The 20,098-nt window shown below is 75.7% G+C and carries 19 protein-coding genes and 1 pseudogene; 10 read left to right on the forward strand and 10 right to left on the reverse strand.

Going from position 1 to position 20,098, the window contains the following annotated elements; genetic code table 11:
* Positions 1–14 precede the first annotated feature (14 nt).
* The gene (locus ACR807_RS14130) at positions 15–1,082 is read right to left on the reverse strand and encodes a multicopper oxidase domain-containing protein (protein WP_438921748.1); all 1,068 of its coding nucleotides are present in this window, start codon (positions 1,080–1,082) and stop codon (positions 15–17) included.
* 254 nt (positions 1,083–1,336) lie between these two features.
* Here ACR807_RS14130 and ACR807_RS14135 point away from each other — a divergent pair, with 254 nt between their 5' ends.
* A complete protein-coding gene (locus ACR807_RS14135; RefSeq protein WP_438921795.1) occupies positions 1,337–1,756 on the forward strand; it encodes a GNAT family N-acetyltransferase in 420 nt (139 codons plus the stop codon).
* 58 nt (positions 1,757–1,814) lie between these two features.
* On the opposite strand, the gene dacB is transcribed toward ACR807_RS14135, so the two are convergent.
* Together dacB and ACR807_RS14145 are read right to left on the reverse strand one after the other, a co-directional pair.
* Complete coding sequence (gene dacB / locus ACR807_RS14140) at positions 1,815–3,362, reverse strand: D-alanyl-D-alanine carboxypeptidase/D-alanyl-D-alanine endopeptidase (RefSeq protein ID WP_438921749.1); 1,548 nt, start codon at positions 3,360–3,362, stop codon at positions 1,815–1,817.
* Positions 3,363–3,483: 121 nt separating this feature from the next.
* Positions 3,484–3,900: a MarR family winged helix-turn-helix transcriptional regulator gene (locus tag ACR807_RS14145; RefSeq protein ID WP_438921750.1), complete on the reverse strand. Its 417-nt coding sequence runs from the start codon at positions 3,898–3,900 to the stop codon at positions 3,484–3,486.
* 106 nt (positions 3,901–4,006) lie between these two features.
* On the opposite strand from ACR807_RS14145, the gene ACR807_RS14150 reads away from it, so the two are divergent.
* Complete coding sequence (locus tag ACR807_RS14150) at positions 4,007–4,819, forward strand: SDR family NAD(P)-dependent oxidoreductase (protein ID WP_438921751.1); 813 nt, start codon at positions 4,007–4,009, stop codon at positions 4,817–4,819.
* A gap of 48 nt (positions 4,820–4,867) precedes the next feature.
* On the forward strand, positions 4,868–5,797 hold the full coding sequence (locus tag ACR807_RS14155) for an alpha/beta hydrolase (protein ID WP_438921752.1): 930 nt from the start codon (positions 4,868–4,870) through the stop codon (positions 5,795–5,797).
* A gap of 46 nt (positions 5,798–5,843) precedes the next feature.
* On the opposite strand, the gene ACR807_RS14160 is transcribed toward ACR807_RS14155, so the two are convergent.
* The 6 genes from ACR807_RS14160 to ACR807_RS14185 all read right to left on the reverse strand — a co-directional run bounded on the left by ACR807_RS14160 (position 5,844) and on the right by ACR807_RS14185 (position 13,481).
* On the reverse strand, positions 5,844–7,016 hold the full coding sequence (locus ACR807_RS14160; protein ID WP_438921753.1) for a glycosyltransferase: 1,173 nt from the start codon (positions 7,014–7,016) through the stop codon (positions 5,844–5,846).
* Positions 7,013–8,098, reverse strand: coding sequence for an NAD-dependent epimerase/dehydratase family protein (locus tag ACR807_RS14165; protein ID WP_438921754.1), 1,086 nt, complete (start codon positions 8,096–8,098; stop codon positions 7,013–7,015). The genes ACR807_RS14160 and ACR807_RS14165 overlap by 4 nt, the downstream gene beginning before the upstream one ends.
* Positions 8,099–8,219: 121 nt before the next feature.
* Positions 8,220–9,464, reverse strand: coding sequence for a family 2 encapsulin nanocompartment cargo protein terpene cyclase (locus ACR807_RS14170; RefSeq protein ID WP_438921755.1), 1,245 nt, complete (start codon positions 9,462–9,464; stop codon positions 8,220–8,222).
* Complete coding sequence (locus ACR807_RS14175) at positions 9,461–10,315, reverse strand: geranyl diphosphate 2-C-methyltransferase (protein ID WP_438921756.1); 855 nt, start codon at positions 10,313–10,315, stop codon at positions 9,461–9,463. Before ACR807_RS14175 ends, ACR807_RS14170 begins: the two co-directional genes overlap by 4 nt.
* Positions 10,316–10,695: 380 nt before the next feature.
* Positions 10,696–12,882 carry an MMPL family transporter gene (locus ACR807_RS14180; RefSeq protein WP_438921757.1) on the reverse strand — a complete coding sequence of 729 codons (2,187 nt, stop codon included), beginning with the start codon at positions 12,880–12,882 and terminating at the stop codon, positions 10,696–10,698.
* Between the two features lie 5 nt (positions 12,883–12,887).
* On the reverse strand, positions 12,888–13,481 hold the full coding sequence (locus ACR807_RS14185) for a TetR/AcrR family transcriptional regulator (protein ID WP_438921758.1): 594 nt from the start codon (positions 13,479–13,481) through the stop codon (positions 12,888–12,890).
* 146 nt (positions 13,482–13,627) lie between these two features.
* Here ACR807_RS14185 and ACR807_RS14190 point away from each other — a divergent pair, with 146 nt between their 5' ends.
* Both ACR807_RS14190 and ACR807_RS14195 read left to right on the forward strand, forming a co-directional pair.
* On the forward strand, positions 13,628–14,026 hold the full coding sequence (locus ACR807_RS14190; RefSeq protein ID WP_438921759.1) for a PGPGW domain-containing protein: 399 nt from the start codon (positions 13,628–13,630) through the stop codon (positions 14,024–14,026).
* A gap of 13 nt (positions 14,027–14,039) precedes the next feature.
* Complete coding sequence (locus ACR807_RS14195) at positions 14,040–14,174, forward strand: hypothetical protein (RefSeq protein ID WP_438921760.1); 135 nt, start codon at positions 14,040–14,042, stop codon at positions 14,172–14,174.
* A gap of 70 nt (positions 14,175–14,244) precedes the next feature.
* On the opposite strand, the gene ACR807_RS14200 is transcribed toward ACR807_RS14195, so the two are convergent.
* Positions 14,245–14,643: a hypothetical protein gene (locus ACR807_RS14200; protein ID WP_438921761.1), complete on the reverse strand. Its 399-nt coding sequence runs from the start codon at positions 14,641–14,643 to the stop codon at positions 14,245–14,247.
* A 215-nt stretch (positions 14,644–14,858) separates the two neighbouring features.
* Here ACR807_RS14200 and ACR807_RS14205 point away from each other — a divergent pair, with 215 nt between their 5' ends.
* The 5 genes and pseudogenes from ACR807_RS14205 to ACR807_RS14225 all read left to right on the forward strand — a co-directional run bounded on the left by ACR807_RS14205 (position 14,859) and on the right by ACR807_RS14225 (position 20,053).
* Positions 14,859–16,349 (forward strand): ABC transporter substrate-binding protein, encoded by a 1,491-nt coding sequence (locus ACR807_RS14205; RefSeq protein WP_438921762.1) that lies wholly within the window; start codon positions 14,859–14,861, stop codon positions 16,347–16,349.
* The gene (locus ACR807_RS14210; protein ID WP_438921763.1) at positions 16,346–18,046 is read left to right on the forward strand and encodes an ABC transporter permease subunit; all 1,701 of its coding nucleotides are present in this window, start codon (positions 16,346–16,348) and stop codon (positions 18,044–18,046) included. Before ACR807_RS14205 ends, ACR807_RS14210 begins: the two co-directional genes overlap by 4 nt.
* Positions 18,043–18,600 (forward strand): annotated as a pseudogene (locus ACR807_RS14215) (MFS transporter); the annotation flags it as partial. The gene ACR807_RS14210 and the pseudogene ACR807_RS14215, both read left to right, overlap by 4 nt.
* Before the next feature lie 55 nt (positions 18,601–18,655).
* On the forward strand, positions 18,656–19,243 hold the full coding sequence (locus ACR807_RS14220; protein ID WP_438921764.1) for an MFS transporter: 588 nt from the start codon (positions 18,656–18,658) through the stop codon (positions 19,241–19,243).
* Positions 19,244–19,303: 60 nt separating this feature from the next.
* Complete coding sequence (locus ACR807_RS14225; protein WP_438921765.1) at positions 19,304–20,053, forward strand: alpha/beta fold hydrolase; 750 nt, start codon at positions 19,304–19,306, stop codon at positions 20,051–20,053.
* The last annotated feature ends 45 nt before the right edge of the window (positions 20,054–20,098 follow it).

A 20,098-nucleotide genomic window follows, 5' to 3' on the forward strand; every position in this document is an offset into this window, starting at 1 on the left:
GGCACGTCGTGCGGTCAGTGGTGTTCCTGCGGCTGTGCCCGGTCCTGCGCGTGGTCCTGTGCCCGTCCCGGCGCGCCCGCCGAGCCGTGCGCGTGGCCGCGGAAGCGGTCGAGGGCGTCCTGCGCGCCGGGCGGCATGGTGCCGTCGGCGTTGCGCACCAGGAAGATCCCCGACATCCCCGTCTCGGAGTGCGACTGCACGTGGCAGTGGTACATCCACGCGCCCGGCCCCACCCCGTCCCCCGCGATGACCTGGAACCCGAACGAGCCGCCCGGGTTGAGGTCCTTGTTGTCGACGACCTGGCTGGGGTCGGCCGGGCCTTCGAGCATCCCCGTGCGGTTGTCCGCCCAGCGGTGGGCGTGCAGGTGGAAGGTGTGGAACTGGTTGCCGTGGCCGATGGCGATCCACTCGACCCGCTGGCCGAGGTCCGCCTCGAAGACCGGCGTGTGCGGCGCGACCCGGTTGTTGACCGACATCTCGTTGAACACGGCGACGAACTGCCGGTCCGGCAGCAGGTCCCCGCGGCGGCGCACGACCAGCGCCCCGTACAGGCCGCGGGCGATGCCCAGCGAGCCGTGGTCGGTGCCCATGGCGTGGTCGTGGTAGTGCCAGTAGCCCGCGCTGCCCGGCATGAACCGCCTGCTGCCGTCCCCGGCGCTCGTCATCTCGCGCGTGCGCCACGTGTAGGTGCGCGTCTCGCCCGGGTCGTTGAACGAGTCGTTCAGCGGCGCGCCGTCGGAGTCGGTGCTGTAGTCGACGCCGTGCGGGTGGATGGACATCCGCCGGTCGGTGTTGTTGACCAGCGTGATCTCCAGCGCGTCACCCTCGTAGACCTCGAAGGTCGGGCCGGGGACGGTGGCCCCGCCGGGTTCGAGGCCGTAGCCGTAGAGGTTGCCGGGCAGGGCCTCCGCGTAGACGGTGACCCTCCTGGTGGTCCCGGCCCGCGCCGCCGCCCGGTGGTGGGACGTCGCCGGGCCGGCGGCCACGAGGGCGGGCACGGCGAGGCCGGCGGCGCTCGTCGCGAGCACCGCGCGGCGGGAGATCAGCCTGCTGAGCCAACCGGTCTGGGCGTCGTTGTCCATCCTGCTCCGTTCGGCGCGCGCGACGAGGTACGGCCCGATCGGGCCGTCGGCAGTCGGAAGGGTCGGGAAGTCGTCGGTGACCCAGGTCGACAGACGGACTTTCGCTCGCTGTCCCCGGACTTTTGCATCAGACTTCTTCAACTTATGAACGGTCCAGACAGAAGTGAAGGGCCGAACGGGGGAGTGACCGGACAAGCCTTTGTCATGCCGCGCACCGCGAGTGGGGGCCGGGCCTGCACGAGGACGGTTTCGGGCTGCTCGCCCCCGACGAGACCGACTCGCCCGCCGGGTTCGCGGCCTGGGTCGCGCGGCTGGCCGGCCAGGCGGACCCGGCCCGGCCCGGCGGCCGGACCTCCGTGCACCGGTGGATCGTCGAGGACGACCGCGTGCTCGGCGGCATCGCTCTGCGGTACGGGGACGACGACCACGTGCGGCAGTTCGGCCACGTGGGCTACGGGGTCCGTCCCTCCGCGCGCCGGCGCGGACTGGCCTCGTGGGCGCTGGGCCGGGCGGTCGGCGAGGCGCGCGGGCGCGGGGTGGACCCGGTCGTGCTGACGTGCCTGGTGGACAACGCGGCGTCGGCCAGGACGATCGAGCGCGTCGGCGCCGTCTTCGAGGGCGTCCGCGACACCGCGCACGGACCCGTGCGCCGCTACCGGGTCGGCCCCGGGTGACCCCCCGACGCGCGGGGCCCCACCACCTCGGTGGCGGGGCCCCGCGACGGGACGGGACTCAGCAGGACTTCGTCCAGGAGCACTCCAGGTCCAGCCCCCGGTCGGCCTTGGTCGGCGCGGCCCGGCGCTCGGCCCGCGCCCCCGGCTGCGCCTGGCCCGCCCGGTCGGAGGCCAGCCGGACGGCGACCGCGTCCTCGATGTCGCGCGGCACGGACGACACGAAGTTGTTCATCATCAACGAGAACACCAGCTCCCGGCCGTCGGCGTTGGTCACGTAGCCCGACAGCGCGCTCACCCCGGTCATCGAGCCGGTCTTGGCGCGCAGGTTGCCGGCCGCGGCGGTGCCCGCCATCCGGTTGCGCAGGGTGCCGCCCTCCATCCGGTCCGGCTGCCCCGCGACCGGCAGCGCGGCGTACCAGTCGCCGAACCAGGGCTTGCCGCGCGCCGACCGGAGGACCGCCGCGAACAGGTCCGGCGACAGCACGTCCATCCTCGACATGCCCGACCCGTCGAACAGGTTCATGGTCATCGGGTCCGCGCCCAGGCCGGGCAGCAGGGACTCCAGCGCCCGCACGCCCGCCGACCACGAGCCCTCGCCGTTGACCTCGCGCCCCAGCGTCTTGACCAGCGCCTCGGCGTGCATGTTGTTGCTGAGCTTGAGGAACGGCACGAGCAGTTCGCGCAGCGTCATCGAGCTGTGGGTCGCCAGCACGCGCGCCGAGCCCGGCGTGGCCCGGAACTCGGTGCCGCCGGTCACGGTGATCCCCCTGGCCGCCAGGGACCGGCGGAACAGGTCGGCCACCAGCGCGGTCGGGTCGTCCACCGAGATGTAGGAGGCGTGGGTCCCCGCGCCCGGCGCGATCGAGCCGCCGACGTGCACGACGTTGCCGCCGTGCGCCCGCTGCACGTGCACGCCACCGCCGCCCGCCGTCGTGGTGGCGCTGTTGCGGATGTCGAGCGCCACCGGCGGGTCGACGCGCACCCGCGCGGGACCGCCCGCCGTGCCGGGGGAGACGGAGACGACGACGGAACCGGAGTCGTAGTCGGTGTCCGGCGCGATCGTCAGCGCCGAGGTCTGGGCGCTGTAGTAGTGCGGCTCGTCGTCCCAGGCCCACCCGGTGCCCAGCGGGACGGAGTCGAACCAGCTGTCGTCCGCGACGAGCGCGCCGCGCACGGTCCGCACCCCGGTGGCGGCGAGCTGCGCGGCCAGGTCGTCGTAGTCGGCGGCGAGCGTCGTCGGGTCGCCGGTGCCGCGCAGGTACAGGTCACCCGCGAGTTCCGCGCCCTGCACGGTCCCGGCCGTGGCCAGGTACGTGTGCCAGCGGTAGTCGGGCCCGAGCCCGTCCAGCGCGACCGCGCTGGTGACCACCTTCGCCGTGGACGCCGGCTGGAAGCGGGTGCGCCCCGAGCGGCCGTAGAGCAGGTCGCCGGTGGCCGCGTCGCGCACCACCAGGCCCACCGTCGACGCGGTGAGGCGGGGGTCGCCGAGGATGCGGTCGAGGTCGGTCGTGAGCGGGTCCGCGACGTCGGCCGCGGCGCCGGCGGTGACACCGAGCACGAGGGACAGGGAGAGGAGCAGGGGAGCCGATCGCGATCGACGGGTCATGATCGCATTCTGCCCGTGCGGCCGGGGACGTCGGTCGCACGTCGGGGATGTCGGTCGCACGTCGGGGATGTCGGTCGCACGCCGGGGGACGGCAGCCGCACGCCGCGGCCGGCGGTCGCGGTCAGCCGCGCAGGGCCCGATCCAGGATCGCCGCCAGGGCCTTCAGGTCCGCGTCGTCCAGGCCGGCCAGCGGCGTGTGCCGCAGGGCCGCGCGCACCACCTCGGCGCGCACCCGCCGCCCCTCGTCGGTCAGGACCAGCACGCGCGAGCGCCGGTCCCGGGGGTCGGCGACCCGTTCGACGAGACCCCGGTCGGCGAGCTGGTTGGTGACGAAGGACAGGTTCGGCGCGTTGCAGTGCAGCCGCTCGGCCATCGCCTTCATCGGCGGCGGGTCCTCGTCCGGGTCGATCGCCCACAGCGCCTGGGCGGTGGCGTGGGTGAGGCCGTGCTCCGCGAGCACGTCGGCGATCCGGTCCCCGGTGAGCATGAAGACCTCCTGGTTGGCCCGCACCACGGCCTCCAGCTCGTCCTCGCGCATGGCACGAGGGTAGCAGCCGCTTCGAGCCTCGAAGGAATTTGCTTCGAGGCTCGAAGCTGTTAGGGTCGGGTCAACAACTTCGAGTCTCGAACTAAAGGGGTGTCGTGTGGACCCGTTCAAGGGCATCACCGCCGTCGTCACCGGCGCGTCCAAGGGGTTGGGCGAGGCGTACGCGATGGAACTCGCCCGGCGTGGCGCGGACCTGGTGCTCGTCGCCCGCTCCGCCGACGCCCTCGAACGGGTGGCCACCGCCGCACGCCGGCACGGGGGCGCGGTCGACGTGGTCCCGGCCGACCTCGCCGACCCCGAGGGCCCGGCGACCCTCGTGGCGGAGCTGGCCGCGCGCGGCCACCGCGTCGACCTGCTGCTGAACAACGCGGGCGCGGGCTCGGTCGGCCCGTTCTTCACCCGCCCGCTCGACCCGAACCTGGACTCCGTGCGGCTCAACGTGATCGGGCTGGTGGCGCTCACCGGCCTGATCGGGCGGGACATGCTCGACCGGGGCTCGGGCGGCATCGTCAACGTGGCCTCCACGGCCGCCTTCCAGCCCTTCCCGTACCAGGCGGGCTACGCGGCCACCAAGGCGTTCGTCCTGTCGTTCACCGAGGCCGTCGCCGAGGAGACCCGGGGCACCGGGCTGCGGGTCATGGTCGCGCACCCCGGTGCCACGGCCACCGGTTTCTTCGACGGCACCACCGCCGTCATGGACCCGAGGGTGACCGACTCGCCGGCGTACGTCGCCGCCCGGACCCTCGACGACTTCGCGCGCGGCCGGACGGCCTCCTACCCGGGCCGCCCCCTCAACCGCGCCGCCACCTGGACGGCGCGCTTCCTGCCGCGCCGCACCACGACGCGGCTCGCGGCCGCGCTGAGCCGCAGGCTCGGGCTCCACGACGTCCGCGACGCCCACGCCGCCTGACGGCACCCGCCGTGCCGACCACCCCCGACCCGTGAAGGAGCTGCCCCCGTGGACCTCACCCTCGTCGACCCCGAACTGCGCGGCCCCGTCCGCCGCCTGCCGCCGCTCCCGCTCGGCAACCGCCTCGTCCTGCGCCTGATCCGCGCCGCGACCGCCCGCCTGCCCGCCGCGCGCGCCGAGGGGGTGCGGGTGCGCGACGTCACCGGCGCGCCCGTGCCGCTGCGCCTCCACCAGCCGGTGACCGCCGCCGCGCCCGCCGCCCTGTACCGGGTGCACGGCGGCGGGTACGTGCTGGGCAACCCCAGGGTGGACGACGCCCGCTGCGTCGCCCTCGCCCGCGCGCTCGGCGTCACGATCGCCTCCGTCGACCACCGGCTCGCGCCCGAGCACCCGTTCCCGGCGCCGCTGGACGACTGCCTCGCGGGCTGGACGTGGCTGCACGACCACGCGGACGACCTGGGCGTCGACCCCGCGCGGATCGCCCTGGGCGGTGCGAGCGCGGGCGGCGGCCTGGCCGCGTGCCTCGCGCAGCGGCTGCACGCCGAGGGCGGTCCGGCGCCGGCCGCGCAGTGGCTGCACGCGCCCGTGCTCGACGACCGCACGGCCGCCCGACGCGACCTGGACGCGGTGCGGCACCGCGTGTGGGACAACCGCCGCAACCTGATCGGCCGGCGCGCCTACCTCGGCGGCGACCCCGGCGCGCCCACCGCGCCGGCGTTCACCGCCGCCTCCCGCGCACCGGACCTGACCGGCCTGCCCCCGACGTGGATCGGCGTCGGCACCGTCGACCTGTTCCACGACGAGGACCTGGCCTACGCCGACCGGCTGCGCGCCGCCGGCGTCGAGGTCACCACCGACGTCGTCCCCGGCGCGCCGCACGGCTTCGGCAGCTGGGCGGCCGGCTCGACCGTCACCCGGCGCTTCCACGCCCGCGCCGACGAGTGGCTCGCGACCGCTCTCGGGGTTCCGCGCCGGTGAGGGTCCGGGGTCGGCGCGGGACCACGCCCGTCGAGCACGGGCGTGGTCAGGCGGTGTCGCCCGGCGCGGCGGGGGCGAGGTCGGCGGCGGGTGCGGTGCCGGTGACGGCGGCGTACACCCGTTCGGTGTCCCGGGCGACGCGCTCCAGGGTGTAGCGGATCGCGGCCCGGTCCGCGCCCGCCGTGCCGTAGGCGTCGCGGCGCGCGGCGTCGACCAGCAGGGACCGCAGCACGCGGGCCAGCCCGACCGGGTCGTCCGGCGGCACCAGGGTGCCCGTCACGCCGTCCACCACGCTGTCGGCCAGCGCGCCCACGGCGGAGGCGACCACGGGCACGCGGCAGGCCATCGCCTCCACCGCCACGAGCCCGGACGGCTCCTCCCTCGGCACGCAGGCCACCACGTCGGCCGAGCGCAGCAGGGCGGGCATCGCCGCGTGCGGCACCGGGCCGAGCAGCCGCAGGCGCCCGTCCACGCCGTACCGCTCGGCGAGCCCGCGCAATTCCCGCACCTCCGGCGACCGCCCGACGGGCCCGCCGGCGATCACCAGCTCGGCGTCCGGCAGCGACCGCAGCGCGGTGACCAGGTCCCCGAACCCCCGGTGCGCCCCCGGCCGACCGGTCGTGACGACGCGGTGGCGCGACCGCCGCTCCGCCACCGGGCCCTCCGGGCTGAACAGTGCCGGGTCGAACCCGCAGGGCACGACGGTGACCTTGCTCCGCGCCACGCCCAGCGCGATCAGGTCGCGCGCCTCGGCGTCGGAGGTCGCCACGACGTGGGCCGCCTGGCGGCCGAGCACGCGTTCCAGGCCCGCCCGCGCCGCCGGGCAGTCGGGACCCCGCCCCGGGACGGGCGACCCGCCCAGACCGTGGAAGGTCAGCACGAGCGGCACGCCCGTCGAGCGCGCCGCCAGCGCGGCGGCCAGCCCCGAGGTCCAGGAGTGGGCGTGGACGACGTCGGGCCGCCACCGCACCCACGCGCGCTCCAGGTGCTCCGCGACGTCGCCCAGCCGCTCCGGCGGCCCGCCGGGCACGCGCGCCACCTCGTACCCCTGCTCGGTGCGCACCCGCTGCGCCGGCACGCGGCCCTCGCCGGGGGAGTGCACGACCACCTCGTGCCCCGACCGGGCCAGCGCGGCGGCCAGCCCGGTCACGTGCACGGCCCGCGCCCCGCCCGCCGGGGACGACGGGTCGACCTGCTCCGAGACCACCGCGATCCTCACCGGCCCACCGCCGTGCGGTCGCCGCGACGCGCGGCGGGTGCTCGCCCGGCGCGTTCGTCCGCCAGGCGGTGCCTGCTCAGCGCGGGGCTGGGCAGCGCCGTGGCCCGGGACAGGCCGGCGAGCTGCTCGCGGGCGCACCCGGCGCTGTCCGTGCGCGGCGCCCAGCCCAGTTCGGCGCGGGCCCGGGTGGTGTCGACCAGCGGCGACCGGGTGCCCACGTCGAACCAGCCGGGGGACAGGCGGATCGCGCGCAGCCGCCACAGCGCGGCCACGGCGGCGCGCAGGACCGCCGGCGGCACGGGCACGGCCCGCGCCCCCGCGACGCCCGCCAGGTCGGCGGCGGTGAGGGTGTCGGCGGCCAGGTTGAACGCGCCGCGCGCCCGGCGGTGCAGGATGCGCACGACGGCGTCGCCCACGTCGTCGGCGTGCACGAGCTGCACCCGCAGGTCCGCCGGCAGGGGCAGCAGCGGGACCTTCCCGTCCCGCAGCAACCCGATCAGCCACCGGGGCGTGAGCGGGTCGAAGAACAGGGCCAGGAAGCTCGCCGACGCGCCGGCCTGCGCGACCAGCGTGGGCCGGACCGCCGCGACGGCCACCTCCGGTTCGTCCTCGGCGAACCGGCGCAGCTCGGCCTCCACCTCGACCTTGCCCTCGCCGTAGACCGAGCCGGGCACACCGGTCGTGGGCCACCCCTCGTCCACCGGGCCGCCGTTCGTCGGCGCGTAGGCGGCGATGGAGGAGGTGTGCACCACCCGGGGCACCCCCGCCCGCCGGGCCGCCCGCAGCACCGCCAGGGTGCCCTTGTGGTTGGTGCGGTGCAGCCGCAGGCCGTCGCGGACCGGCTGGAACGCCCACGCGGCGTGCACCACCGCGTCCGCGCCGGCCATCACCTCGTCCAGCACGTCCGGCGCGTCGTCGCGCCCCAGGTCGCACTCGCGCCAGGTCGCCGTGTCGTACGGCGCGACGGGGTCGGGGCGTCGGCGGCAGACGCCGATCACCTCGTGGTCCTCGGCGTCCGCGGCCAGCGCGCGCAGCAACCCCGTGCCCACGTTCCCCGACGCTCCGGTGATGACGATCTTCACGACAGATCTCTCCCGTCCACCTCGACAGCCCTGCGGCCGACCCGGGCATCCGGTCCGACCGCAGGGCTGGCGTACCCGGCGAAAACGGGTTGAAACGATTGTGAATCGCTTTAACCGGGTGTCAGCCCTGTTCGGCGGAGGAGCCCGTCCGGTAACGGGGGTTGGTCGCGTGCCACTCGTAGCCACCCCCCATCCAGGCGCGCACGCCGTTCAGGAACCGCTGGAGCTCCGGCGACGGCACGACGCGCAGGCTGTCGTGCAGGTCCTGGAAGTCGCGCACGAGCTGGTTGTGCAGCTCGACGGTGACCTCGGTCGCCTCCTCGACCGAGCAGTTCCGGTCCACCGCGACCTGGAGGACCATGTTGCACACCGGGTTCTCGTCCGCCGCGTCCTTGGCCACCGAGAACAGGTCGTTGATCAGCACGGACGCCGTGCCGGCCTGGACGAACGCCCGCCGTACGCGCGGGTCGTAGTACAGGTTCGCGGGCAGCTCGTAGCCGCCGACCGGGTCCACCAGCGTCATCGACGTGGAGAAGCTGTCGTGCTGCCGGGCGGCCAGGTACTCCCACGCCGGCGGGTAGTCGCCGGTGTGCCGCCACGCCGCGTACGTGTTCCAGCTGACGAACATGGCGAACGTGGAGTAGCAGATCCGCTGCACCTGGGCCGGCGTGCCGCGCCGCCCGAGGTGCTCCACGGCCGACCGCAGCGCCACCAGGACCGGGTCGGAGGCCAGCACCTCCTCCAGCGGCTCGGAGAACTCGCCCACGGGCGCCACCGGGTCCATCGCCGCCATCGCCAGGGCGAGGCGCGGCGGCAGCTCGGTCGGCGTGGCGCCCAGCTCGCTGTCGTCGGCGTACAGGTCGTCGGCGGCCCACCACCCGGCGTTGAGCCGCGCCGCGAGCAGCAGCTGCTCCGGGTCGGCGGTGTCGGGGTGGGTGAGGACGGCCAGCCGCCCGAACCCGGCCGCGCCGAGCTGGGCGGACCGCTCCTCGTCGAAACCGCACTCCCGGGCCCACAGGACCAGCCGGTCGTCGACGACCTGGGAGAGCACGGGGTCGACCCGCTCCACCAGGGGGACGTAGACCGGCGACCTCGTCCCGTCGCCCCACTCCCGCTCCGCGTACGCCGGGTCGCCGCGCGGCGGTACCGGGACCGCCGCGCCCGAGGCCGCCACCTCGGGAACCGCGGCAACGCGGAGCCCTGCTCCCGGGGCCCCTGCTCCGAGGGCCCCTGCTCCGGGCGTCACGGCCTCGGGCGCCACGGCACCGAGGGCCGCCGCCCCGGCGAACGCGACCGCGAGCCGGGCCGCGGACGTGCCCAGCCCGGTCGGCCCCGTCGGGACGGCCACCGGCGCGGCGCCGGTCATCGCACGCGGTCCGCGGCGATCAGCAGGTAGTGGAAGCTGCCCTCGCGGTAGGCGGTCAGGAACGACTTCTCCACACCCGTCGCCACCGACGACTTCTCGCGCAGCTCCCAGTACGGGATGGTCAGCGGCGTCAGGTCGATCACCTCCATCGGCACCAGGCCGTTGGCGGAGAGCGCCTTGAAGTACTGGCTGCGCGCGTGGACGCTGCACGTGTAGCGCTCGTCGATCTGGCTCACGGCCTTCGACCGGCCGCCGGTCACGTCGTTGTAGCAGCCGGTGATGCACACGTACCGGCCGCCGTGCCGCAGCAGCCGGGAGAACTCGCCGAACAGGTCGAACAGGTCGACGTACATCGTCGTCTCGTTGGTCCAGATGCCCGCGAAGTCGCCGCTCTCGAACCCGGTGTCGAGCATGTTGCGGAAGTGGAAGTTCACCTTGTCGGCGACGCCCCACCGCCCGGCCTGCTCGTTGGCGAACGCGACCTGCTTCTCCGAGATCGTCACGCCGTCCACCCGGCAGCCGAACCGGCGGTTGGCCATCAGGCTCGTGCCGCCCCGGCCGGAACCGCCGTCCATCAGCCGGTCCTCGGGCCGGATCGGGCCCAGGTGGTCGAGCAGCACGTCCGCCTGCGCGCTCTCCAGCCGGTGCAGCTCGGCGATCACCCGCGCGTCGCGGGTCTCCTCGGGACCGGACAGCACCGACTCGTCGTACGCGCCGAGCCCGTAGTGGTGGTGGTAGATCCCGTCGACCTCGCCCAGCTTGATGTTGACCGGGTCCTGCTCGTTGTTCCAGTACGTCGCGATGGACTTCTGGTAGTCGGTGCGCAGGACGGGGGAGGCGGTAGCGGTCATGTGCGGCTCTCCGTTTTGTCGTCGGCACGGGATCGGCGACAGCGGAAAAGCGTCGTGGACGCCCCCCGGGCTGTGGCCGACTGCGACGCTAGCACCGGGGTTTGACAGCGTGAAGTCACCCGAAAGGTATCCCTCACCAGGTGCTTCCGCCGAAAGTGGGGCAAGTGCACGATGAGGTGAAAAATGTGCCCGCAGATCGGCAGGAGTGGTTCCTGGGGTAGTTCGTTCGTGTTTTCGTCCCGCGCGGTCGGGCGGCACGGTTCATTCCTCTGCCGATGACGAGGATTCGTCGGAAACGCGGAAATCCGGGAAACCGCACCCGGGAAGCGGAAAACCCCCGCGGCCCGAGGGGGCGGCGGGGGTCCTCCGGTCCGGTCGGGTCAGCCGGTGACGTCGGCCTTGGGCCGCTCGTCGGCCGAGACCTCGCGGTGCTCGTCCAGCTGCGCGCCCTCCACGTCCAGCTCGGGCAGCCACCGCAGCCACTTGGGCAGCCACCACGCCTTCTCGCCGAGCAGCGCCAGCGTCGCCGGGACGAGGACCATGCGGATCACGAAGGCGTCCACCAGGATGCCGATGGCCAGGGCGAAGGCGATCGACTTGATGGTGGGCTCACCGGCCGGGACGAAGCCCGCGAACACCGAGAACATGATCAGCGCGGCGGCCACGACCACGGGCGCGGCCTGGCGGAAGCCGGTGGTGATGGCGTCCAGCGGCCGGGCGCCCCGGTGGTGCGCCTCGTGCATCCGGGACACCAGGAACACCTGGTAGTCCATGGCGAGGCCGAACAGGATGCCGATCACGATGATCGGCGTGAGGCTGATCAGCGGCCCGGTGGTGTCGAGGTTGACCGCGTCGGCCAGCCAGCCCCACTGGAACACCGCGACCGTCGAGCCGAGCGAGGCGCCGATGGTGAGCAGGAAGCCCAGCACGCCGACCAGCGGCACGAGCAGCGACCGGAAGACCAGCACCAGCAGGACCAGCGCCAGGCCCACGACCACGGCCAGGTACACCGGCAGGGCGCGGTCGAGGGTGACGGCCACGTCGACGCTGACGGCGGTGGTGCCGGTGACGTAGGTGGTGGCGCCCTCGGTGTCGGCGAGCCGGTCGCGCAGTTCGGTGACCAGGCGCTCGGTGGCCTCGGTGGTGGGGCCGGACTCGGGGATCACGGTCAGCATCGCGGCGGTGCCGTCGGCGTTGGGCGTCGGCGGCGTCACGAGGGCGACGTCGTCCAGGGCCGGGAACTCGGCGGCGGCCCCGCGCGCCGCGTCGACCGCGCCGCTCCCCTCGAACAGGACGACGAGCGGGCCGTTGAAGCCCTCGCCGAACCCGTCGGCCAGCAGCCGGTCCGCGCGGGCCTGGGTGCTGTCCTCGGCCGGGGTCTGCACGAGGGTGGTCTGCATGGAGGCCACCGGGATGGAGATCAGGCCCAGCACCAGCACCGACAGGAACAGCGCGGTGCGCCGGTAGCGGGTCACGCCGCCGATCCAGCCGCGGAAGAAGCCGCGCCCGCCGTCCTCGGCGTCGTCCGGCCCCACGACGGCGTCGCGCTGCCTGCGGGGCAGGGCGCGCTTGCCGAGGTAACCGAGCACGGCGGGCACGAGGGTGACCGCGATCAGGACGGCGACCACGATGGTCGCGGCGGCCGCGATGCCCATCTGGGTCAGGAACGGGATGCCTGCCACGGCGAGGCCCACGAGGGCGATCACGACGGTGATGCCCGCGGTGACGACGGCCGAGCCGGCGGTGCCCACGGCGGTGCCGATCGCGTCGCCCACGTCCCGGCCGCGCCGCAGCTCCTGCCGGTAGCGGTTGATGATGAACAGCGCGTAGTCGATGCCCACGGCCAGGCCCAGCATCGCCGCCAGGATCGGGGTCGTGGACGACAGGTCCAGGAAGCCGGTGGCGATGGTGATGCCCAGCGTGCCGATGCCGACGCCGACGGCGGCGGTCAGCAGGTTCATGCCGGCCAGGACCAGCGAGCCGTAGGTGAGGGCGAGGATCAGCAGGGCGACCACGACGCCGATGACCTCGGCCGGGCCGCCGACGTGCGGCGGGGTCTGCACGGCCTCGCCGTTGACCTCGACGGTCATCCCGCCGGTCCGGGCCCCCGCGACCGCGTCCAGCAGCGCCGTGCGCTGCTCCGCGGTCACGTCGCCGGCCTTGGCGTCGTAGGTGACCGTGCTGTAGGCGGTGTCCCCCTGCTCGCCGTTGATCGCCGGGGCCCGCGGGTCGAGCGGGTTGCTCGCCGAGGACACGCCGGGCAGCGTGCCCAGCTCCTGAACCAGGGCGCTCAGCTTCTGCGCGTTCTCCGGCGCGGTCAGCGCCTGGCCGTCGGGGGCCTTCACGACCACGCGTGCGGTCGCGCCGCCGCCGGAGCCGAACTGCTCCTTGATCTTGTCCAGGGCGGTGGTGGACTCCTGCCCGGGGATGGAGAAGCTGTTCGACGTCGCCCCGGACAGCGTGACGGCGCCGACGCCGGTGCCAGCGAGGACGAGCAGCCACAGCAGGACCACGGCCAGGCGGCGCCGGTGGGCGCCGAAGCCGAGTCGGTACAACAGACGAGCCATGCGGATCAGGTCTCCATCTGGGCGGGGTGGGACGGGGAGGGGGAGGTGCCCGGACGGCGGTGGCCGAGCGCGTCGAGGCAGGTCGTGATGATGTGCGGTCGCCAGGCGGTCTTCTCGCCCGCGCGGTTGGCGGTCACGCTGAGCACGGCCAGGGCGCTCAGCGCGCCGAGGACGCGGACGACCCGCTCGACGTCGGGACCGTCCGGGTCGATGTCGAACACCTCGAAGACCAGGACGTCGCCGATGGCGATGACGGGCTCGTCGGGCGAGGTGACCGCCCCGAACGCCAGGGACACCAGCCCCGGCAGGTCCAGGGCGACGTCGGTGAGCAGCTCCAGTGCCCGCCGGTCGCGCTCCGGGCCGGGCGGCAGCCCCTCCACCTGGTCGAGCACGCGGCGGCCCTGCGCCTGGCACGCCTGCTGCGCGGCCTCGAAGAGGGCTTCCTTGCTGGGGAAGTGGTGCAGCAGACCGGCCTTGGACAGGCCGACGGCGTCCGCGAGGTCCTTCAGGGACGTGTGCGCGAACCCGTGCCGGGCGAACAGGCCGGCCGCGAGGTCGAGGATCTTCTCCTCCACGTGCTGCCGGGGTGGTCGTGCCATGTGGACGAGAATACCGGCGTTACCTACCGATTCGGTCGGTAAACCGACCGAATCGGTAGGTGTGCTGCGTCACGGCCGTTCCCCGTTCTCGACGCGCGCGGGCACGCCGGGGTGGGCAGACTGGGGACGTGCGCGGAGGCCGTTCGGTGAAGAAGGTCGGTGTCGTGGTGGCGGGCGGGGTGCTGCTCGTCGTCGGCGTGCTGCTCCTGGTGCTGCCCGGACCCGGCCTGCTGCTCGTGCTCGCCGGCCTGCTGCTGCTCGCGTCGGAGTTCCCCGCGCTGGAGCGCTACGTGGACCCGGTGCGCGACCGGGCGATGAAGGCGGCGGAGCAGAGCGTGGCGTCGCCGCTGCGCATCGCCGGCTCGGTGCTGGCCGGCCTGCTGCTGATCGCGGCGGGCGTCGTGTGGGGCGTGGTGCGGTCGCTGCCGTTCAGCGGCTGGAGCACCGGGTCGAGCCTGATCCTGTCGGGCCTGGTGCTGCTGGGCCTGCTGGTCTGGAGCTACCGCCGGTCGCGGTCGAAGGTCGGCGGTCGCCGGGCCCGGTGAGGTTCGCCCGCCGTTGACCCGCGGTCGGGAACGGGGCGCGCGGTCGGACCCGCCGGTCGTGTTCGACGCGGACACCGGGGCGCTGTGCCCCGGCGCTCGGCCGACGTGCGGCGGCACCCCGTCGCTGATCGTCGGCCTCGCCGGTTGACGCCCGACCGGTCGACGTCCCACCGGCCGGCGATCCACCGTCCGGTGTGGACGGTCCAGGTCCCCGCGGGTCAGGACGCCGCGAGGGGTTCGGGCTCGCGGAACAGCAGGGCCGGCACGGCCGGGCGGCGGGGCTGCGCGATCTCGGGCACGACGGTCAGGCGCACCTCGGGCTCGGGTTCCGCCGGGCGCGGGGCGGGGGCGGGCGACGGCGCGGGGGTCGCGAGCTGCCGCGCGGCGCGGGTGATGCGCAGCAGCCACACCGCCTCGTCGCGGTGGCCGCGGTGCTCGGCCTTGAGGCGGGACAGCGCGCCGCGCACCCGACCCGCCAGCACGGCGTCCTCGGCCACGGCCGCCCAGGTGGCGCGGACGGCCGGGCCGTCGGCCTCCAGCGCGCCGCGCACGTGCTCCAGCAGTTCGTCGGAGGAGGAGGCGGACCACGTCGTCGCCGTCCTCTGGGCTTTCGTCATAGCGCCTCCATTACCCCGTGTGTCCGGCCTCAAGGCCCAATCGGGCGTGATGCCGGTCACATCACTGCTTTTTCGACGGACGAGGTGACCCTCGGTGGGATGAACGGCGGATGCCGTGTGCTGTCCCACACGGACTTTGAAAACGATAATCGTCTGTTTTAGGTTCCCGGGGTCCGTCGCCGAACGCGCGAACACCTGAACACCCCGGGAACCCCATGCACCCCCGTTCGTCCCTGCCCGCCCTCGCCCTCGTCGCGGTCTCCGCCCTCGTCGTCGGCGGCTGCTCCGCGCACGACCCGACCGCCGCGGGGACGGACGGCCGCATCAAGCTCGCGATGCTGCAACCGCCCCGGTCGGGCCTGTCGCCGTTCAGCGACGACGCGTTCAAGCTGTCCCGCTGGTCCACCGCGGAAACGCTGATCACCCTCGACGAGGACGGCAACGCCGGCCCCGGGCTGGCCACGGCGTGGCGGCGCACCTCCGACCTGGCGTGGGAGTTCGACGTCCGGCCGGGCGTGGCCTTCCACGACGGCACGCCGCTGACCGCCGCCGCCGTGGCGAACACCCTCACCAGGGCCGCCGCCGCCGCGCCCAAGCCGCGCATCCTCGACGGCGTCGCGCTCACCGCCGAGGCGGCCGGGGACCGCGTGGTCGTCACCACCGGCGAGCCCGACCCGCTGGTGCCGCAGCGGTTGTCGTCGCCGCAGCTCGCGATCCTCGCGGGCAGCGCCTACCGCCCGGACGGCTCGGTGGACCCCGTCGGCACGGGCACCGGGCCGTTCCGGCTGGTCGCGGTGAACGGCACGACCACCGCCACCCTCGACCGGCACGACGGCTACTGGGGCCGCAAGGCCCGCGCCGCCGGGATCGACGTGTCCTTCGTGCCCGACGGCACGGCGCGCGCCGCCGCGATCCGCAGCGGCGAGGCGCACATCGCCGAGGCCGTGCCGGTCTCCCAGGCCGCGCTGCTCGACCCGGCGACCATCACCGAGGTGCCGATGCCGCGCACCAACACCCTCTACCTCAACACCACCTCCGGCCCGTTCCGCGACCCCGGCCTGCGCGCCGCCGCGCGCGAGGCGATCGACGCGGGCGAGATCGTGCGCGGCGTCTACGAGGGGCGCGCCGACGTGGCGGCCGGCCTCCTCGGGCCCGCGCTGCCCTGGGCCGCGGCGGGCCGCACCGCGCCGACCGGCCGGGCCGCCGCCGTCCCGCCGAACGGCGCGAGGATCACCCTGGCCACGTTCTCCGACCGCGCCGAGCTGCCCGAGGTCGCCTCCGTGCTCCAGCAGCGGCTGGAGGACGCCGGGTTCGTCGTGGAGCAGGTCGTGCGGGAGTACGCGCACATCGAGGAGGACGCGCTGGCCGGGAAGTTCGACGCGTTCGTGCTGTCCCGCGCCACCGTCCTCGACTCCGGCGACCCCGTCGCCTACCTGCGGTCCGACTTCACCTGCGACGGGTCGTTCAACATCGCGCGGCTGTGCGACCCGGCTGTGGACGAGGCGGTGCGCGCCGCGTCCCTCGCCGAGGCGGGCGACGGGCGCCGGGCCGCGATCCTCGCCGCCGAGGCGGCCGTGCTGCGGACCGACGCGGCGATCCCGATGCTGCACGAGCGGGTCGTGCAGGGCGACGCCCCGTCGGTCGCGGACTCGGCCAAGGACCCGCGCGAACGCGTGCTCGTCACGGTCGACACCCACCTGCGGTGATCGCGCCCGCCCTGTCCCGCGCCGGCGCGCTCGCCGTCGTCGTCGCGGCGGTCGGCCTGCTGCCGTGGCTCGCCGGGCGCGACCCCGCGCTGTCCGTGCTGCGGGCCCGGTCCGCCGAGCAGGAGCCGACGCGCGAGGCCCTCGACGCGGTGCGCCGCGACCTGGGCCTGGACGCGGGACCGGTGGCGCTGTTCGGCGACTGGCTGCTCGGCGCGGCCCGCGGCGACCTGGGCCGCTCGTGGGTGACCGGCCGCCCCGTGCTGCCGTCGGTGCTGTCCGGGCTGGGCGCGTCGGCGACCCTGGTGGCGGCGGCCCTGGCCGTGGCGGTGCCGCTGGCGGCGGTGCTGTGCGCGCGGACCCTGGCGCGCGGCGCGCGGGGCGAACCGGTCCGCGCCGGCGGGGGAGCCGCGGCGCTGCTCGCCGCCGTCCCCGAGTTCCTGCTCGCCACCGGCCTGCTGGTGGTGGTGTCGGTGTGGTGGGGGTGGCTGCCGCCCTACGGCTGGCGGGGCGTCGAGCACGTCGTGCTGCCCGCCCTGGCGCTGGGCGTCCCGGCGGGCGCGGTGCTGGGGCGGCTGGTCGACGACGCGCTGCCCGCCGTGTTCGAGGAGCGCTGGGTCGTGCTGTGGCGGTCGTGGGGGTGCGCGCCGCGGGTCGTCCTGCGGGCCGCGCTGCGCCGGGCGCTGCCCCCCGTGCTGCCGCAGCTCGGCCTGGTGGCGGTGGGTCTGACCGGCGGCGCGGTGGCCGTCGAGGTCGTGTTCGCGGTGCCCGGACTCGGCCGCACCGCGCTGGGCGCGGCCGAGTCGCAGGACCTGCCGCTGCTCCAGGGGTCCGTGCTGGCGCTGGTGCTGCTGGGGTTCGCGGGCGGGGTCGCCGCGTCGGCCGCGCGCCGCCGCGTGCTCGGCCCGGCCCTGCGCGCCGCCGCCCTCACCGCGCCGCCGCCGGTCGCCGGCCGGGTGCGGCCGGTCGCGGTGGCGGTGGCCGCGCTGGTGCCCGCCGTCGTCGTGGGCTGGGGCCTCACCCGCGAGCCGCTGCGCCTGGACACCGCCGCGCGGCTCGTGCCACCGGGGTGGGCGCACCCGCTGGGCACCGACGCGCTCGGCCGCGACGTGCTCGCCCGCGTGGGGCACGGCGCGCTCGCCACGCTCGGCGTCGCGCTCGTGGTGTGCCTGTGCTCCTACCTGGCCTCCCTCGCGCTCGGCCTCGTCCCGGGCGTCGCCCAGGGGCTCGCGGAGACGGCCAACGCCGTGCCGCCGGTCATCGCGGGCCTGCTCGTCGCCGCCGCCGCAGGGCCCGGCGCGGTGGGCGCGGCCGTCGCGGTCGGCCTGGTGTCGTGGCCCCCGCTCGCCGCGCACGCCGCCGCGCTGGTGCAGGAGGCGCGCGCGGCCACCCACGCGGAGGCGCAGCGCGCGCTCGGCGCCCCTCCACTGTGGACGGTCACGCGGCACGTGCTGCCCGCCGTCGCCGGGCCGGTCGCCCGGCACGCCGTGCTCAGGCTGCCCGCCGTCGCGCTGGCGACGGCCTCGCTGGGCTTCCTCGGCCTCGGCGCCCAGCCGCCCGCCCCCGAGTGGGGCCTGCTGCTCGCCGAGTCCCTGCCCTACCTGGAACGCGCGCCCTGGGCGGCCCTGTCCCCGGCGGCGGTGCTGCTGGCGCTCGCCGTCCTCGCGGTGTCGCTGTCGGGCGCGCGGGGGACCTCGTGACCGCCGCGCCGCGCGGGCTGGTCGAGCTGCTCGTCGGCACGCAGTTCGCGTTCAACCTCGGCTTCTACGCCGTCCTGCCGTACCTGGCGACCCACCTCACCGGCGAGCTGGCGCTGTCCGGCTGGCTGGTCGGGCTCGTGCTGGGCCTGCGCACGTTCAGCCAGCAGGGCCTGTTCGTGGTCGGCGGCGCGCTCACCGACCGGTTCGGGCCCCGGCCCGTCGTCCTGGTCGGCTGCGCGCTGCGGGTCGTCGGCTTCGCCTGGCTCGGGTTCGCGGGCGGCACGGCGTCGGTCATCGCCTCGGTGCTGCTGGTCGGGTTCGCCGCCGCGCTGTTCTCCCCCGCCGTGGAGACCGAGGTCGCCCGGCAGGCCGTCGCCCGGGAACGGCTCACCGGCGTGCCGCGCACCCGGCTGCTCGGCCTGTTCCACGCGGCGGGCCAGGCGGGCGCGCTGATCGGCCCCGTGCTGGGCGCGTTCCTGGTCGGCACCGGGTTCCGCGCGGCCTGCCTGGCCGGCGCGGCCGTGTTCACCGTCGTCCTGCTGGGTCACCTGGTGCTGGTGCCGCACCGCGCGGCGGTCGTGCCGGAGCCGTTCGCGCGGGCTCCCGGACGTGCTGCGGCACCGGCGCTTCCTCGCGCTGTGCGCGGCCTACGGCGCCTACCTGCTGCTCCACAACCAGGTGTACCTGGCGCTGCCCGGCGAGGTGGCCCGCGCGACCGGCGGCCAGGCCGCGCTGGGGTGGCTGTTCGCCCTGTCCTCGGCGCTGGTCGTCGTGGGGCAGGTCCCGGTGTCGCGGTGGGCCTCCCGCGCGCTGACGCCGCGCGCCGCGGTGCTGCTCGGGTTGGCGCTGCCGGCCGCGGGCTGCGCGGGGGCGGCCGCGCTGCTGCCGGTGCGGGCGCTGGGCGGGCTGCTGCCGTCGCTGGTGTTCGTCGTGCTGCTCACGGCGGGGCAGGTGCTGGTCGTGCCCGCCGTGCGGGCGTGGGTGCCCGACCTGGTCGACGAGCGCCGGCTCGGGCTGTACTCCGGCGCGCTGTCCTCGGTCGCGGGGCTGCTGGTCCTGGTGGCGGGCGCGCCGCTGGGCGCGCTGTTCGACGTGGGCGGGCCGCTGCCCTGGCTGGTGCTCGCCGGGGTCGCCGCGCTGGGCGCGGCCTGCGTGCCGCGGCCCGTGCCCGTCCCCGTCCCCGTGCCGGTGAAATGAATCGGTTTCGGGTGTGGGCCCGCGCGGTAAGCCTTCCGGGTGATCGGGAGGAGTCGACGGGTGCGGTGCGAAGAGCCGTTGCGGGTCCGGTGGAACGCCGGGGTGCGCAGCCTGGAGAAGGGGGGCGGGGACGGACCGGCGGTGGTCGTCGTCCCCGGCCTGGGTGCGCTGGGCTACCTGGTGGACGCGGTGGCCCGGTGCGGTGAGCGGACCCGTGCCGCGCTGCTCGACCTGCCCGGGTTCGGCCACCGCCCGCCCCGGCCGTGCCGCCCCGAGGTGGAGGCGGTCGCGGGCGCCGCGGCGCGCTGGCTCGACGCCGCCGCCGGCGACGCGCCCGTCGTCCTGGTCGGGCACTCGACGGGGGCGCAGGCGGCGGTCCACGTCGTCGCGCAGCGCCCCGACCGGGTGGCCTCGCTCGTCCTGATGGGGCCGACGTTCCCGCCGGAGCAGCGGCGGTTCCCCGGCCTGGCCCGCGCCTACGTGCGCAACTCCCGCCGCGAACCGCCCGGCCTGCTGCCGGTGACCTGGCCGTACTACCTGCGCGGCGGGCCCCGCGCGCTCGCCCGGTTCGTCCGCTCGGCGCAGCGCGACCGCCCGGAGGAGGTCCTCGCCGGGGTGCGCTGCCCGGTGCTGCTGCTGCGCGGCGAGCACGACGCGTTCGCGCCGCGGGGGTGGGTGGACCGGCTCACGGCCGCCGCCCCCGACGGCCGGTCGGTCACCCTGCCCGGCGCGCACACGTTCCCCTACGAGCGCGGCGCGGAGACCGCGGCGCTGATCGCGGAGGCCGCCGGGCGCGTCCCCCGCCCGTGACCACCCGGGACCACCGGATCGGTCGGCCCGGACGCCTCGCGGGTG

It is taken from the genome of Saccharothrix sabaoui, from assembly GCF_051756985.1.
Lineage (GTDB): Bacteria > Actinomycetota > Actinomycetes > Mycobacteriales > Pseudonocardiaceae > Actinosynnema.

What these genes read in the sequence shown, in the direction of transcription:
- ACR807_RS14130 (WP_438921748.1), bottom strand. Translation starts at nt 1,082, where the DNA reads ATGGACAACGACGCCCAGACCGGTTGGCTCAGCAGGCTGATCTCCCGC.
- dacB (WP_438921749.1), bottom strand. Translation starts at nt 3,362, where the DNA reads ATGACCCGTCGATCGCGATCGGCTCCCCTGCTCCTCTCCCTGTCCCTC.
- ACR807_RS14145 (WP_438921750.1), bottom strand. Translation starts at nt 3,900, where the DNA reads ATGCGCGAGGACGAGCTGGAGGCCGTGGTGCGGGCCAACCAGGAGGTC.
- ACR807_RS14170 (WP_438921755.1), bottom strand. Translation starts at nt 9,464, where the DNA reads ATGACCGGCGCCGCGCCGGTGGCCGTCCCGACGGGGCCGACCGGGCTG.
- ACR807_RS14175 (WP_438921756.1), bottom strand. Translation starts at nt 10,315, where the DNA reads ATGACCGCTACCGCCTCCCCCGTCCTGCGCACCGACTACCAGAAGTCC.
- ACR807_RS14180 (WP_438921757.1), bottom strand. Translation starts at nt 12,882, where the DNA reads ATGGCTCGTCTGTTGTACCGACTCGGCTTCGGCGCCCACCGGCGCCGC.
- ACR807_RS14185 (WP_438921758.1), bottom strand. Translation starts at nt 13,481, where the DNA reads ATGGCACGACCACCCCGGCAGCACGTGGAGGAGAAGATCCTCGACCTC.
- ACR807_RS14200 (WP_438921761.1), bottom strand. Translation starts at nt 14,643, where the DNA reads ATGACGAAAGCCCAGAGGACGGCGACGACGTGGTCCGCCTCCTCCTCC.
- ACR807_RS14205 (WP_438921762.1), top strand. Translation starts at nt 14,859, where the DNA reads ATGCACCCCCGTTCGTCCCTGCCCGCCCTCGCCCTCGTCGCGGTCTCC.